This window comes from Undibacterium sp. Di24W (assembly GCF_049340325.1).
Classification (GTDB): Bacteria; Pseudomonadota; Gammaproteobacteria; order Burkholderiales; family Burkholderiaceae_D; genus Undibacterium.
In genome coordinates this window covers 281,741-296,062 of the sequence record NZ_JBMPOP010000004.1, presented here as the reverse complement: position 1 = coordinate 296,062, position 14,322 = coordinate 281,741, and the positions used below count along the sequence as shown (strand labels likewise).

The window sequence follows — 14,322 nt, the reverse complement described above, 5'->3', positions numbered from 1 at the left end:
TGAATAATTCCCTCTCCCGCAGGCTGGAGAGGGCTAGGGTGAGGGCGGTTCAGAAAACATGTGACGTCTTGGTGATTAAAACAGTCATGTACTAGATGTGCTGAAACTTTCATCCTTTCTGAACTACCGTCTAAGCATGCTTCGGCTCCCCAAGCTTTCTCTATTTTGCGGGATAAAGGAGTGAACAACAGGAAAATTAAATATGAATGATCATTTTCAACGTATCGTCTTAGCATCTCGACCAACAGGCGAAGTGAGTCCAGAAAACTTCCGCTTAGAGTCTGTACCAGTACCCGAAATAACAGAAGGCCAAGTACTAATCCGTAATCATTTTCTTTCACTCGATCCTTACATGCGGGTTCGTATGGACGATGTGAAAAACTACGCCGCACCACAAGCCTTAAATGAAACCATGATAGGCGGCACAGTAGGTGAAATTGTCGCTAGCAAAAATCCACAATTTCAGATCGGCGACAAGGTCATTGGCATGATGGGCTGGGCGGAAATGGGCGTGTCGGATGGTAGCTTATTGCGCAAACTTGATACCACACATATTCCCTTATCAGCTTATCTCGGTGCAGTCGGTATGCCTGGCATGACCGCTTGGTATGGATTAACGCAAATCATGCAAGCGAAAGAGGGCGAGACGATTGTCGTTTCCGCTGCGAGTGGTGCAGTTGGCGGTGTGGTCGGACAGCTCGCGAAATTGCGTGGTTGCCGTGCGGTGGGTATTGCTGGCGGTGCAGAAAAATGTGCTTATGTGGTCGATGAGTTAGGCTTCGATGCGTGTGTCGATTATAAAGCGGGGAACTTGGAAGATCAGTTAGCGTCTGCAACGCCAAACGGCATCGATGCAATTTTTGAAAATGTCGGCGGCGCTAGTTTTGATGCTTGCCTATCACGCGTGAATCCGTTTGCTCGCATTGCCCTGTGCGGCATGATTGCAGGTTATGACGGTGGCGACATGGCGATCCACAATGCGCGGATTCTACTCAGCATGCGCGTGAGCTTACGCGGCTTCATTATTTCCGAGCATCTGAATTTATGGCCGCAAGGCTTAAAGGAATTAGGCATGCTGGTCGCACAAGGCAAGTTGAAGTTTAGAGAAAGTATTGCACCGAATTTAGCCGCAGCACCTGAGGCATTTATTGGTTTGCTAAAAGGTAAAAATCTAGGCAAACAATTAGTGCGTTTGATTCCAGAATGAGTAGGAAGTGAGAGAGACAAAATATGGATACCAATATTCAAATAAAACTCGGAGAATGGTCAGAATTACAGGCGGATGCACAAGCTGTGCGCACGGCTGTATTCGTAGAGGAGCAAAAAATTCCCGCAGAACTTGAATGGGATGTGATGGATGCGCAATGCCTGCATGCGGTGGCTTATGATGCGCAAGGCAAGGCAATAGGCACAGGGCGCTTACTACCAGATGGGCACATAGGGCGTATGGCGGTTTTAAGCACGGTACGTAGTTGTGGTGTTGGGGCAGAGATATTGCGCCAGTTAATGGGGCAAGCGAAGAGTCGTGGTATGCAGGCTGTTCAATTGAATGCGCAAATTTCAGCTGAATCGTTTTATCAGCGCGAAGGATTTAATCGCGAAGGCGAATTATTTATGGAGGCCGGCATTCAGCACGTGCACATGAACAAAAATCTCTAAGTATTTTTCGGAGATGCAACAGTTTGCTGCCGAATATTCCCCAACAAAAAAATAAGCCAATTCCAAAGCTAATTACTTTAGAATTGGCTTTTTTGTTAATGGTCGTTCTCGCGAGCCTAATCAGATATGAGCCAACATAGCCAGTTCACCCTATTGAAAGAGCGCCGCTTTGCGCCGTTTTTTTGGACGCAGTTTTTTGGGGCATTTAATGATAATGTTTTCAAGACAGCCTTACTCACAGTGCTGACATACGATGCGCTTACTTGGACGACGATGGACGTCAGCTTGTTGAATAATCTGATTCCTGGCTTATTCATTTTGCCTTTCGTATTGTTTTCTGCGACCTCTGGGCAGCTGGCAGATAAGTTTGAAAAAGGAAAAGTAGCGCGCTACGTTAAATTGTTGGAGATAGTCATTATGGTGATCGCAGCCTATGGCTGGATGTCACATAATATTTGGATTTTGGTCGCTGCTGTCGCGGGCATGGGTATTCATTCGACTTTGTTTGGCCCCGTTAAGTACGCTTATCTCCCACAACATCTGCATTCGGATGAGTTAGTCGGTGGCAATGGCGTGATCGAAATGGGCACATTTGTCGGTATTCTCTTGGGGGAAATATTAGGTGCCATGCTAGTTGTGCATAAACCTTGGGGTGTTGAGTTGGTGGCAGGCGGATGTATTTTGATCGCGGTATTGGGGTGGTTGTTTAGCTTACGAATTCCCATCTCACCAGCACCAGTGCCCGATTTGAAGATTAATTGGAATTCAGCCACCGAAACCGTACGCAATCTCAGTTTTAGTAAAAAAAATCGCCCAGTCTTTCTGTCTTTGCTAGCAAACTCCTGGTTCTGGTTTTACGGTGCGATCTTGCTTGCACAATTTCCGCTGTATGCAAAAGATTATTTGCATGGCGACCACAGTGTTTTTGTCTTACTGTTAACCATTTTCTCGTTCGGGATTGGTGCAGGTTCTTTATTGTGCGAACGCTTGTCAGGACACAAAGTTGAAATCGGTTTAGTACCTTTTGGCGCGATCGGTTTGTCGATCTTTGGCTTTGATTTGTATCTGTCGAGTTTGATGTATACCAATACTGTAGCAGTCACGGCTTGGACTTTTATCGATCAAATCGGCAGTTACAAAATCTTGTTCGACATTTTCATGATAGGAATTTTTGGTGGTCTATACATCGTTCCTTTGTTTGCATTAATTCAAACACGCTGCGACCCTAAACATTTATCGCGCACGATAGCAGGGATGAATATCATGAATGCTTTATTCATGGTGGTAGCAGCTTTGGCAGCAATGCTGATGTTGAAGCAAGGTTTCACGATCCCACAAATTTTCATGGCAACCGCGGTATTGAACGCTTTAGTAGCGATCTATATTTTCAGCGTGGTACCAGAATTCTTGATGCGTTTTGTGGCGTGGATTTTGATCCATACCGTGCATAGAGTTAGAGGTATCAATGTTGACAAAATTCCGGAGGAGGGCCCTGCAGTTTTGGTCTGTAATCACGTCAGCTATATGGATGCGATCGTCATCATGGCCTATAGTCCGCGCCCAATACGATTCGTGATGGACCATAGTATTTTCAAAATACCTTTTTTGTCTTGGGTGTTTCGTACAGCCAAAGCGATTCCGATTGCACCGGCAAAAGAAAATCCATGGTTAATGGAGAAGTCTTTTGTTGATATTGCGCAAGCTTTACATGAAGGCGATTTAGTTTGTATTTTTCCAGAAGGTAAATTAACTCGCGATGGAGAGATCAATGAGTTCAAAGGCGGAATCATGAAGATAATTGAACGTAGTCCGGTGCCGGTAATTCCTATGGCTTTGCGCGGGTTATGGGGCAGTTTTATGTCGCGTGATAAAGGTAATCCATTCGAACGATCCTTTCGTCGCGGACCGTTTTCTCGCCTAGAGCTAGCGGTCGGAGAGCCGCAAGATCCTACCCAAGTGTCGCCGCAAAGTTTGCAGCAACAAGTGCAACTTCTCAGAGGTGAGTGGAAATAGCTAGACTTATATTATGTGTAAAAGTATTTTTTATTTGAAATTAACTTGACATATTTTTTAAACAAAAATACAGTGAGATCGCTACGTTTTTTCGGCAGGACTTTAGGTGGATTTAGAAATGTCGTTAACTTGGAAACATAGAATTGATCGTTTAAAACACTTTTTTTGAGGTAAGTATGAAAAAAATCTTCTTGGGACTGATGCTAGTAAATTGTTTTTCTGGATGTGCGAGTGTGGACAGCAATGAAGTGGCAGAAGCCAAAGGACCTGTTGAGCGTCGCTATACGACCGGTAGTATGATTCCTCAAAAGCGTGACGTACGCTCTACCAATGATGTGAAAAGCGTTAATTCGGATGATCTAATCACGATGCCTCGGGCCGCTACACCTAATGATCCTTTGGGCAAGAAGTAACTTGAACTTAAAAAGCTGTTTTGAGTTTGCAGTAAAAAAGTCTTTAAGATTGACATCTTGAAGACTTTTTTTATGAAGGTATTTATTTTTCGCTAGATCAATGCTGCCATAAAGCCAAACCGCCAGCAATGTGCCAAGCATTTTCATATCCTAGGCGACGCAGGCATTGTACTGCTTGTGAGCTACGACCACCCGTACGGCAGAAGAATAATATCGGTGTGGTCTTCGCTTCGTTTTGCTTTAGCCAACGTTCGACGCCATTTGCCAAACGAGTCAGGGGCACATGCAAAACTTCGCTGCCTTCAGGTACATCAAAGTGACTTAGTTGCTGCTCATAGGGTTCGCGTACATCAACCAAAATAGTACCTGGATGTTCTGAGATAAATTCACGTAGATTGGCTGATGGTACGGTCACGGATTCTAAACAGCATTCTGTCTCATGATCGAACATGGTGACCAAACGTTTATCAAAATCATGCGCGGCGCATAGTAGCGCGTTTTGTCCAATGAAGGATTTTAATTCTGATTTAATCGCAGCGATTTCTTGTTCACTTAATGGTGCAATATTTTCTGTTTGATTTCTTGTATCGAATAAATCGCCACAGAAAGCGAAATTGGTTTTGACGTTGGCATCTTTCGCATCATTGACACGTTCTCCAAATAGGAACACAGGTCTGTTTGGCGATTGGGATAAGTCGAGCTGCGCGAAAAACTTTTCGCCTAAAGCAATACCATTGATTGAAAGCTTAGGTGATAACAGTAAATTTACTGCACCTGCATGATCTGCTATTGGTGTTAGTACCTTGCCCTTATAAGCATCTGCTAACAAGCCTGCCAATGCCTGATTATGTTGGTTCTGCTGGGGATGGCTGCCGGTCCCAACAATCGCGGCTACTGTATAAGTTTGGCAGCGCACATATTTTGTAATACGTTCGATCAATTCTGGCAAAGCATCGATGACGATGCATTGTTTGCTCGCAGCGTCAGCAACAATCCAAGTACATGCAGCGCCAAAGCTCAATTGAATCACGCCTTCCGCAGGCAATGGTTCTATATCGCCGGTAACCATACAGGTCTTGCGCAGTGCTTCGCCGCAAACGCGAATCCGGCGACATGCTTCTTCGATGTAATCGGCGGTCACTGCTGGGCCAAATGACATACGTACCGCGCTTGCGGCCTGCCATTCGGGTAAAGCCATTGCTTGAAGTACGAAGCTAGGCTGGGCTTTTGCTGCGCTGCATGCGGAGCCTGCGCTGACACGTACGTCGGCAGCATCAAATAAATCCAATAATTCTTTGCTGGTTAAACCTGGCACGGAAAAATTCAATGTAGTTGGCAGACTTTGTTCTAAAGGTGCATTTAAGATCAAGCCTGGGAATGCCTCTTTGACTGCGTCTAGCAGTTGAAGTCGAAATTTTTCTAAGGTGGCATGCTCACGGAAAGTATGACCATCACACAAAGCCTCAAGAACTGCCCCCAGCGCTGCAATACCAGAAACATTTTCAGTACCAGACCGCAAGCTACCTTCTTGGCCTCCACCTGCCAGCAATGGCGTGAAGGGGGCATCTTTATGTACATAGAGTAGACCAATGCCTTTTGGTGCATACAGTTTGTGACCAGAGAACAAGGAATAGTCAATTCTGTGCTGGCTCAGTTTGAGTGGCAGCTTCCCCAATGCTTGGACACCGTCAACTAGCCAATAGGTGGGATGATCTTTGAGTAATGCTTCTATGCCTGCCAAGTCAGTAACAATGCCCGTTTCATTGTTGGCTGCCATGGTGCAGACCAATCCTGCAGAGGCTAAATGGGCTTTTAGAAAAGCTAAATCATGACGACCAGCGTGGTCAACGGGGATGGCAATAATATTGAAATTTAAGCCTAGTACTTGATTCCAGTGCTGCAGTGATTCAGGGACAGCTTTGTGTTCGGTCGCACCATACAAGAGATCAGTGCCAACTTTTTCTCCTTTAGCAAGCTTGTCGCGTAACGCCAGCAAGGCTGAGAATACGGCAGTTTGTATACCTTCTGTGGCGCCACTGACGAACAAGAGCTTGCCATTTTCACTCCCTAACAACTCACAGGCTGTCTTACGTGCATGTTCCATTACGGCTTTTGCTTGAATCCCGCTACTATGTACGCTGCTGGGGTTGCCATAGTCATCTTCCATAACCGCGCGGGCAGCTTCGAGTGCTAGCGGCATTACTGGTGTAGTGGCATTTGAATCAAGGTAAATAACACGGGATGAGATAGACATGGTGACCAATCGCTAAAATGAATGCAGATTTGACCCAAAATGCGAGTGATTCATTGCATGGTGTAGTCAATAGGAAGTCGATTTTAGCAGAATGCGCCAGTACAAAATAAGGAAATTGCTCTGGTCGATGTGATTTCCCACTTATGGTAGGACCAGCACCGCCTTTGTCTCCCTGTATTTGATACTTTTTAGTTAGTATGTTTTACAAAAAACTGACGTCGTAAAAATCGGATAAGAGCACCTAGAAGCGGCATTTTTTGCCATAGTTCTTCAGCTGGATCCCAATAATCCCTGTGATCAATGATTTTGCCTGCTGGGTCATAACGTAAATGAGATCCGCCAGCGACCTCGTAGGCTTTACCGCCTAACTCAAAATGGAAAGTCCATGTCAAGAAAGCTTGAGTATCCTGCTCGATTACATCAATGAAAACAAAGCGCGGTTTGCCAGTAGTCGCAAACATATGCGCAAAAATTGCTGTAATAGCCTTGGTACCGCGCACTTCATTAAACGGATCTTTAAAACGCGCATCATCGGCATAAAACTGATCAATTGTCGCTAGTGAATCGGGCGTCAAGGCCGCGTACCAATTGATAATTTTGGTGCTTGGAGAGATTGTCATTTCTAAATTGTTTTCCTGAAATTTGTGATCGATTCGAATCTTAATTGTCAGTCATTAGCTGGCCAGTCTACGTAACAAGAGAAAACGTAGTCGGTAAGGCAGGCATTGTAGAAGCTTTAGAAAATAGGTAAAGCGCTTCGGGAAATGAATTTCAAATTTACCGCCTTGCATACCTAACAGTATTGCCTGTGCAGCTTGCTCAGGCGTTTGTAGTGCTGGCATAAAGAAGGTATTTTTTGCGGTCAATGGCGTGCTGACAAATCCTGGATTAATCAAATACACATCGAGATCCTTAGGGTGCAAATCCGCATACATGATTTCGGCCAAATTAATTAACGCTGCCTTACTTGGGCCGTACACGCTCGCATTGGGCAAACCTAAATAACCAGCAACACTGGCAATCAGTGCAATGCCTCCTTGGCGTCTTTTGAGCATGTCCGGGAGTATGCATTGCAAGCCATGATAAATACTGAGTAAATTGATGTTCAAGGTTTCTTGCGCGTCTAGTGAATCAACTTCCCATGTCCGTTCGGGCTGATATTTTGCCGCACAGAAGATGACTAAATCGATTTGCCCTAATTCTTGTAAGACTTGTGAATGCATTTCCGACCACAAGGCTTTATCACTTGCGTCAAACGCTTTTATTAGGGCATTGGGGTGATCATTCGCAATATGTCTTAATTGCTCTGCGCGCCGAGCAGACAATACTACCTTAGCGTCTAGCGTCAATAATTGGCGGGCTAACGCAGCGCCAATGCCGCTTGACGCTCCCACTAACCAGACGGTTTTATTGTGCCAGCTTTCTATTGGCTGGTTGAGCGTACCAAATAGTTTTCTTAAAACTTTAGTAGGCCAGTTGACGTTATGCATTATGTTCTCCGGCGGAAGAACAGCGTAACTTCACCTACATCTATGCCGAATTTACTCATGCGGGCGCGATTCACCATTGTTTGTTCATCGATTAAATACATCCAGTCGTCCATTTGCATCGCATAGGTCGTGCCATCGACAGGTAGCAATAGTGTGTATTGCCACTTAAACGCATTGCCCGCAGCTTCACCGATCGCGTCGCCTTGCACATCGCCGGCATTGCCTATCCATCGACCATCAGGATTTTTTTTAAGTTTCCAAATACGCTGCTGCTTAGTTCCGTCGTCGTACACGAATTGTTCATCGAGAATCAATTCGTCAGCGACTTTCTTACCTTCGATAACCACATGAAAGCGTTTAACCACTGCACCATTGCGTTGTTGGAACATTCCCCAGGCATCCGTGGTGCCGGTAAAGTATTTTTCTAAATCTAACTTTGGTTTGACGTCCTTATAGTGATTGACATCGGTAATCGCACAGGCACTTAATGCAAAAGCGACTAGCAGCAGCAGACATTTCTTGATCATGATCTTGACCTTCTAAGGAGTTGAAATGCGATGAGTTTGCAAAGACAAGGTATCAATGCGTAGGTGATGATGAGAGCCAATTGCGACTGGTCTTTTATCGCGTTTGTTGAAGACTGAAGTGCTGATTGAAATCCTAACAAATGCAGGAGTGGTAAACTTAAACCCGCCAAAGCCAAGCTTAATTTGCCGATGAGAGACCAAACGCCGTAATAGCTACCTAAACTACTTTTGTCTGCAACACTTTCCGCTAGCAAAACCGGAGGTAGAGCTAAATCTGCGCCAAGCACCAAGCCAGAAACAATGCAAACGAAAAGGAAAGCCGTGCTATCACCAGCACCTAGAAATGCTGCGCCAACGAAACTGCAAACCGCCAATAACATACTGCTTTGCCAGGCGAATCGGGTGGTGTATTTTCTTGCAAATTTAATCCATAGCGGCAAACCGCAAGCCCCTGCAAAAAAGTACCCAGCCAGAAAGAGGCCGGTTTTCTCTGGTGTGCGAATTTGGTCATTAATGAAAAATAACAACAAGGTCGCGGGGATTGCAACAGACAATGAATTAAAAAAATAGACGATGGCTAATCTGCGAAAAATGGGTGCAGCGAGTATTTGTTGTAAGTGAATTTTGGCTTGTAACATGTGGTGTGCTGGCTTAGGAGACGCGCCAACTAAAGTCCAAATTGAGGCCGTCAAGATAAAACCAAAACCTAAGCTGTATTGCCAGAGATAATCTTGTCTCTGATCTGCAGGCGTTTGTAGAATCCATGCTGGCAGAATACTTGCCAAAATGACGCCAATCAGACCAAACCCCTCGCGCCATGCGGCGGCACCTAATAGCGATGGGTTTTCCCCTGTTAAATTTATTTCGGTGGCTTGGGTTCCGAGACCCGCACCCCAGGTCAGGTAGGCAATGTTTAACATACTGTGCGCGGTATAAGCAAGAATCAGCATCAAGCCCAGCCATAGTAGCAAAAGGAATTCTTGTTGACGTACATACTCAGGCGGTAGCCATAAACCATAAAATGCAGCACACAACAACATACCAGAAGCGACCAACCAATACGGATTGTCGGATCTGATTTTGTCGACTATTTTTCCCAGAAAAGGATCTTGTACCGTATCGATTAAGCGCGCAAAAAATAACATTAAGCCCGTTCCAGCTAAAGGCAATCCCAATTGCGTTGTATAGTAGTTAGGGATCTGCACGTAGACAGGTAGTGCCGCCATCGCCAGCGGCAGTCCTAAAAGTCCATAACACAAGAGGGCTGTGATTTTCACTTATTTGCTTCCATTACTCTGTCCGGTGAGTTTGGTCCGGAGTTGATTATCTTTACTGCGTGGATCAAGCCAGATTGAGAAAAAAGCTTTTGAAAATTTCTCATCAGGTATCTCGGCCAAAAGTTTTGATTGGCTATAGAAGCGGCATCCGAATTGGGGTATGTGTACGCCAATCAGCTGATCTCCAATTTTTACATCGGTAAATGCTTTGGCCATGTAGCTGCGCCATTGCTGCATTTGTTCCGCGTTGAAACTGTCACCATGGAGTCGCTTAATTTCATCTATGCTGGTATCAACAAAACGTTCGCGACTTATTGACTTGTGATAAGTAATTTCCAGTGCGAAGCTTTGCTGTGGGTTGAAAGTGATCGGACTAATGCCAGATTCTTGCCACAATCGAGCTGAGTATATTGACAATCCCCACCAGGTAAATTCTCCACTGCCGACCAGCTTGGCCTGCGGTAGGTCTTTTCTCCAGACATCTGCTTGCGCTGATAGAGCTGAGCAGATAACTACTGTTGCGGTGATCAACTTGATCAGCTTAATAAATAATTTCATAGGTATTTTTTGTTTGAATTACGACTGCTTTTGCAACAGAAATTGATAGACGTCAGTGCGCCCTTCATCAAATCCTGCTTCACAGTAAGAGAAATACAGCTGCCAAATGCGCTGGAAGGCTGTTCCAAATCCTAGCTGTTGAATACTGTCTTTGCGATCCTCAAAATCCTTATTCCATCGACGTAAAGTTTCCGCATAGTCTTTGCCGAAAGCAAATTGATCTAAAGTTTGCAGTCCATTTTTTTCCGCTAACTGCGTGAAACGCACCGGACTAGGTAGCATCCCACCAGGGAAAATGTATTGTTGAATGAAGTCGGTACCTGCGCGATAGCGCTCAAAACGAGCTTCATCGATGGTGATGGTTTGGACCAGTGCTTTGCCCTGTGGTTTTAGCCGCGATTGCAAGCATGAGAAATAGGCTGGCCAATATTCTTCTCCTACAGCTTCAAACATTTCGATAGAGACGATGGCGTCGTAGGTTCCGGTCAAGTCGCGATAGTCACAGAGCTCCAGTTGAACTAAATTTTGCAAGTTTTTTTCTTTGATTCTTTGCTCGGCAATTTCTAATTGAGCTGTGGAGATGGTAATTCCGTGTACAGAAATACCGCGGCTCGCCGCATGCTCTGCAAATCCGCCCCAACCACATCCGACTTCAAGAACGCGATCGCCGGTCTTGAGATTTAAGACGTCAATGATGCGTTGATACTTGCGATACTGCGCTTCTTGTAAGCTGATTTGATAGTCACCAAAAAACACGGCACTGGAATATGTCCAGCTGGGATCTAGCCATAACTGATAAAACGGATTGCCAATATCGTAGTGAGCGTGAATATTCTTACGACTGCCCTTGCGGGTATTCGGACGCATAAGATGCTTTAACTTGTACCACAGCCCCATTAATTTTCCACCGAAAATGGCTTTGTCCAGGGCAGCTTCGTTTTTAATCGCTAGGCGGAGCAGGGCGGTTAAATCGCTGGTGCTGAGCCATCCGGCTTCAAAGCTTTCCGCAAAACCTATATCCCCACCTTGCAGGATTTTTTTGCAAGCTTGCCAGTCATGTATGTATAAGCTGACTGCTTGCGCTAGATTCTGCTCGCCAAATTTATGTACGGCACCTGAAGGCGTGATTAAATGCAAATTGCCGTATTTGATCTTCGCCAGCATGCGCATAAATAGCTGCGCACTGGCGGGTATCGAAGTGGATGCTCCTTGCTCGTTTGAGCCTATTGAAGTTGCCATGTCGGGAAGAGAACTCACTTTATCTGCTCCTGTTTGCTAGGAATGCCTATGGTTAATTGAGAAGGTGATGCAGGTGCTTGTCGGAAAAATGGAACCCGTTTTCGCCATAAAATAAGGGCTTGCCAATGAATGCGAAAAAATACCCCAAAGGTAAGGAAGGGTTGTTTAATAAGTGCGGACAATAAATTGGCATTGGTTAAGGCCATCTTATGTCCAACGATTGCCGTGTGAATCAACGCAGACTGATGTTCGGCATTTTGAATCTGATCGTGATAGTCTATTTTTACAGATAATCTGTTCACCGATTCTTTGAAGTTGAACTGGTAATGACCTTTCACTTCACAAAATGGTGAGACGTGCATCATCTTTTGGCTGATTAAGACGGTGCCTGACGTGATCAACTGATGGTTTTCTGCATATAACAGATAAAAGTGGTGCTCTCCAAATGTGTTGTTCACTTCCGCTAATATAGCTTTCAGGCCCAGCTGTTTGTCATAGCAATACCACAGGCAAATTGGATTGAAGGCATAACCAAACACCCTAGGAAAACTTTGTAGCTCGATTTCTGTGATGTCGTTGATGGATTCTGAGTGCAGAATTTGCTGTAACCAATTGATTAAATTGCTGCCATCGCGCGGCCCATAATCTTTGAAATAAATTGTCAGTGGTCGCCACTGATTTAAACCGAGCAAAAAGCTCTTAAATGGGACTTTCTCGCTGTATGCCTCACGCAAGTTAATTCTGAGCATAAACACGGGATAAACAAAGCGATGCCAGACTGGTCTCAGTCGCAGGTGCATCACATTCGCTTTGATTAAAAGTGATTTCATTTCAGCGCGCCGTCGACCAAAAAGGTGCAGCGTCAAAGTCGCGTAATACCCGCAGTGCGGACTTCAAACCATCTTCGTGAAAACCATAGCCAGTCCATGCTCCAGCAAACCATGTGCGTTGTTGACCTTGTATCCTGTGCAATTCTTGTTGTGTATCGATCGCGGGTTGGTCGAATATCGGATGATCGTATTCGAAGCGCGCCAATTGCTTTTCGACCGAGGGTGCCTCAGGCGGATTGAGTGTCACCATGACCGGCGTTTGTATCTGTAGGTCTTGCAATTGATTGAGTAAATAGCTGACACAAACTGGCTGTGCACCTGTATCGCCGTTTTTCTTGGCGCTTAGATAATTCCATGCTGACCATACTTTGCGATTGCGTGGCATCAAATTAAGATCAGTATGCAAATAAGCGATATTCGCTTGATAGCGTACTTGTGATAGCAAACGGTTTTCGTCTTTACTCGCATCTGAAAGCATACGCAAAGTGTCTGGTGCATGAGTGGCAAAAATCATCGCATCAAATTCTTCGCTGCCTTGAACGCTATTAATAACGACTGAATGGTCGTTGCGTCTTACAGTGTGAACTGGGCAATTGAGGCGCACATCAGTCAGCGTCGCGGCAATTTTACGCACGTAATTTCTCGCACCACCCGACACTGTTCGCCATTGAGGACGATCATTGACCTGTAGTAAAGCGTGATTCAAACAAAAGCGTAAGAAAGTGCTAGCAGGGAACTGCAAAATGTCTTTTGGTGAGCTCGACCAGATTGCCGCCGCCATTGGTATCAAGTATTGATCGCGGAATGCCTGATTGTAATTTTGTTGATCGAGTAGTGTACCCAAACTAATTTTACTATTTTCACTTTCCGTTAGATTTTGTTCAGCATTGCGATTGAAGCGCAGTATATCTTTTAGCATTAGTAAGAAACTCAAAGAAAATAAGTTCTTTCTTTGCGCGAAAACAGTATCTAAACTCGTTCCAGCCCATTCCAACTTGGCGTCGTCTAGCGAAACGCCAAAAGACATATCAGTAGCGTAACTGGGGACATCAAGTTCTTTAAATAAAGCGATTAGGTTAGGATAGGTTTTATCGTTAAAAACAAGAAAACCGGTATCAACAGCCTGTGTTTTACCTTCAAGTTCAATCTCCACGGTATTAGTGTGTCCACCTAGATAATTCTTAGCTTCAAATAGCGTAACTTGATATTTTTTTTGTAAAAAATAAGCACTCGCCAAGCCAGAGATGCCGGATCCAATCACTGCAATTTTTTTGACTTGATGCTTCATATGGTCTACTTTCTGATCCCTTAATCTCTGGCAAATGCGTAAGAATTCATCTGATTTAATTGTCCCTATCGTACTTCAGTGTTAATATTAATACCGATCCGATAAAAACGCTACTAATTAGTAGATATTAATACTTATGAGTATCTTTAGTAAACTAAATTTTAAAGATCAGGCATTTCGCCTGAGGGAAGATGCAATTCTTGATGCGACGACGACAGTGCTCGCAAGCAAGGGTTTTGATTTGATGACCATGGATGATGTTGCCAATCTGATCGGCATTTCCAAACCTAGTTTGTATAAGCATTTTAAGTCCAAGGAAGATTTGGTTGGTGCAGCAATGATCCGATTGTTGGAGGGGGCGACAACTCAATTGGACTCCTTTCCTGCAGAATACACTGCCAAAGAAAAGCTATCTGCCTTGTTAGAATGGGCTCTACGTGTACGTTTGGATGGTGGTTTACCGTTTCTACCTTCGACTAGCAATGCCGTCCGTGATATGTTGATGCGTAATCTTAAATATGTCGGCAAAGTGATTAAGCTAAATTCACAGTTGGAGAAATTGGTAGTCATGGCACAGAAAGAAGGCGCGTTAAGTAAGAATTTAAGCGCTGATGTCATTCTGTATAGTTATTATGCACGTAGCTGTGATCCTGCTGTTGAATATTTACAACGTTTTAGCAAAATGGATAGTGACATGATTGTAGAGAACATGTTGCGCATTTGCTTCCAGGGCTTAGAGGATTAATTCAGCAGTTGGTTGTTTTTTTAGGTAGT

General features: G+C 44.6%; 14 protein-coding genes. 5 read left to right on the top strand and 9 right to left on the bottom strand.

What is annotated here, in order from left to right:
• Positions 1 to 202 precede the first annotated feature (202 nt).
• The 4 genes from ACO0KZ_RS10465 (at position 203) to ACO0KZ_RS10450 (ending at position 4,085) form a co-directional block, all read left to right on the top strand.
• Entirely contained in the window at positions 203 to 1,207 is a 1,005-nt protein-coding gene (locus ACO0KZ_RS10465) for an NADP-dependent oxidoreductase (protein ID WP_422995102.1), read from the top strand.
• A gap of 23 nt (positions 1,208 to 1,230) precedes the next feature.
• Positions 1,231 to 1,659: a GNAT family N-acetyltransferase gene (locus tag ACO0KZ_RS10460; RefSeq protein WP_422995101.1), complete on the top strand. Its 429-nt coding sequence runs from the start codon at positions 1,231 to 1,233 to the stop codon at positions 1,657 to 1,659.
• A 126-nt stretch (positions 1,660 to 1,785) separates the two neighbouring features.
• Positions 1,786 to 3,672, top strand: coding sequence for an MFS transporter (locus ACO0KZ_RS10455; protein ID WP_422995100.1), 1,887 nt, complete (start codon positions 1,786 to 1,788; stop codon positions 3,670 to 3,672).
• A 176-nt stretch (positions 3,673 to 3,848) separates the two neighbouring features.
• Positions 3,849 to 4,085, top strand: coding sequence for a hypothetical protein (locus tag ACO0KZ_RS10450; RefSeq protein WP_422995099.1), 237 nt, complete (start codon positions 3,849 to 3,851; stop codon positions 4,083 to 4,085).
• Between the two features lie 97 nt (positions 4,086 to 4,182).
• Here the strand turns inward: ACO0KZ_RS10450 and ACO0KZ_RS10445 are convergent, their stop codons facing one another.
• The 9 genes from ACO0KZ_RS10445 to ACO0KZ_RS10405 all read right to left on the bottom strand — a co-directional run bounded on the left by ACO0KZ_RS10445 (position 4,183) and on the right by ACO0KZ_RS10405 (position 13,548).
• Positions 4,183 to 6,339, bottom strand: a complete 2,157-nt coding sequence (locus tag ACO0KZ_RS10445; RefSeq protein ID WP_422995098.1) for an aminotransferase class V-fold PLP-dependent enzyme — start codon at positions 6,337 to 6,339, stop codon at positions 4,183 to 4,185.
• 188 nt (positions 6,340 to 6,527) lie between these two features.
• A complete protein-coding gene (locus ACO0KZ_RS10440; RefSeq protein WP_422995097.1) occupies positions 6,528 to 6,959 on the bottom strand; it encodes a nuclear transport factor 2 family protein in 432 nt (143 codons plus the stop codon).
• A gap of 54 nt (positions 6,960 to 7,013) precedes the next feature.
• The gene (locus ACO0KZ_RS10435; RefSeq protein ID WP_422995096.1) at positions 7,014 to 7,829 is read right to left on the bottom strand and encodes an SDR family NAD(P)-dependent oxidoreductase; all 816 of its coding nucleotides are present in this window, start codon (positions 7,827 to 7,829) and stop codon (positions 7,014 to 7,016) included.
• The gene (locus ACO0KZ_RS10430) at positions 7,829 to 8,356 is read right to left on the bottom strand and encodes a DUF3833 domain-containing protein (RefSeq protein WP_422995095.1); all 528 of its coding nucleotides are present in this window, start codon (positions 8,354 to 8,356) and stop codon (positions 7,829 to 7,831) included. The genes ACO0KZ_RS10435 and ACO0KZ_RS10430 overlap by 1 nt, the downstream gene beginning before the upstream one ends.
• The gene (locus ACO0KZ_RS10425; protein WP_422995094.1) at positions 8,353 to 9,633 is read right to left on the bottom strand and encodes an MFS transporter; all 1,281 of its coding nucleotides are present in this window, start codon (positions 9,631 to 9,633) and stop codon (positions 8,353 to 8,355) included. The genes ACO0KZ_RS10430 and ACO0KZ_RS10425 overlap by 4 nt, the downstream gene beginning before the upstream one ends.
• The gene (locus tag ACO0KZ_RS10420; RefSeq protein WP_422995093.1) at positions 9,634 to 10,191 is read right to left on the bottom strand and encodes a chalcone isomerase family protein; all 558 of its coding nucleotides are present in this window, start codon (positions 10,189 to 10,191) and stop codon (positions 9,634 to 9,636) included.
• An 18-nt stretch (positions 10,192 to 10,209) separates the two neighbouring features.
• Positions 10,210 to 11,430 carry a class I SAM-dependent methyltransferase gene (locus ACO0KZ_RS10415; protein WP_422995302.1) on the bottom strand — a complete coding sequence of 407 codons (1,221 nt, stop codon included), beginning with the start codon at positions 11,428 to 11,430 and terminating at the stop codon, positions 10,210 to 10,212.
• Positions 11,431 to 11,444: 14 nt separating this feature from the next.
• Positions 11,445 to 12,260 carry a DUF1365 domain-containing protein gene (locus ACO0KZ_RS10410; RefSeq protein ID WP_422995092.1) on the bottom strand — a complete coding sequence of 272 codons (816 nt, stop codon included), beginning with the start codon at positions 12,258 to 12,260 and terminating at the stop codon, positions 11,445 to 11,447.
• Between the two features lies 1 nt (position 12,261).
• Entirely contained in the window at positions 12,262 to 13,548 is a 1,287-nt protein-coding gene (locus tag ACO0KZ_RS10405; RefSeq protein ID WP_422995091.1) for an NAD(P)/FAD-dependent oxidoreductase, read from the bottom strand.
• 136 nt (positions 13,549 to 13,684) lie between these two features.
• Between ACO0KZ_RS10405 and ACO0KZ_RS10400 the strand changes: the two genes are divergently transcribed.
• Positions 13,685 to 14,293, top strand: a complete 609-nt coding sequence (locus ACO0KZ_RS10400; protein WP_422995090.1) for a TetR/AcrR family transcriptional regulator — start codon at positions 13,685 to 13,687, stop codon at positions 14,291 to 14,293.
• Positions 14,294 to 14,322 lie beyond the last annotated feature (29 nt).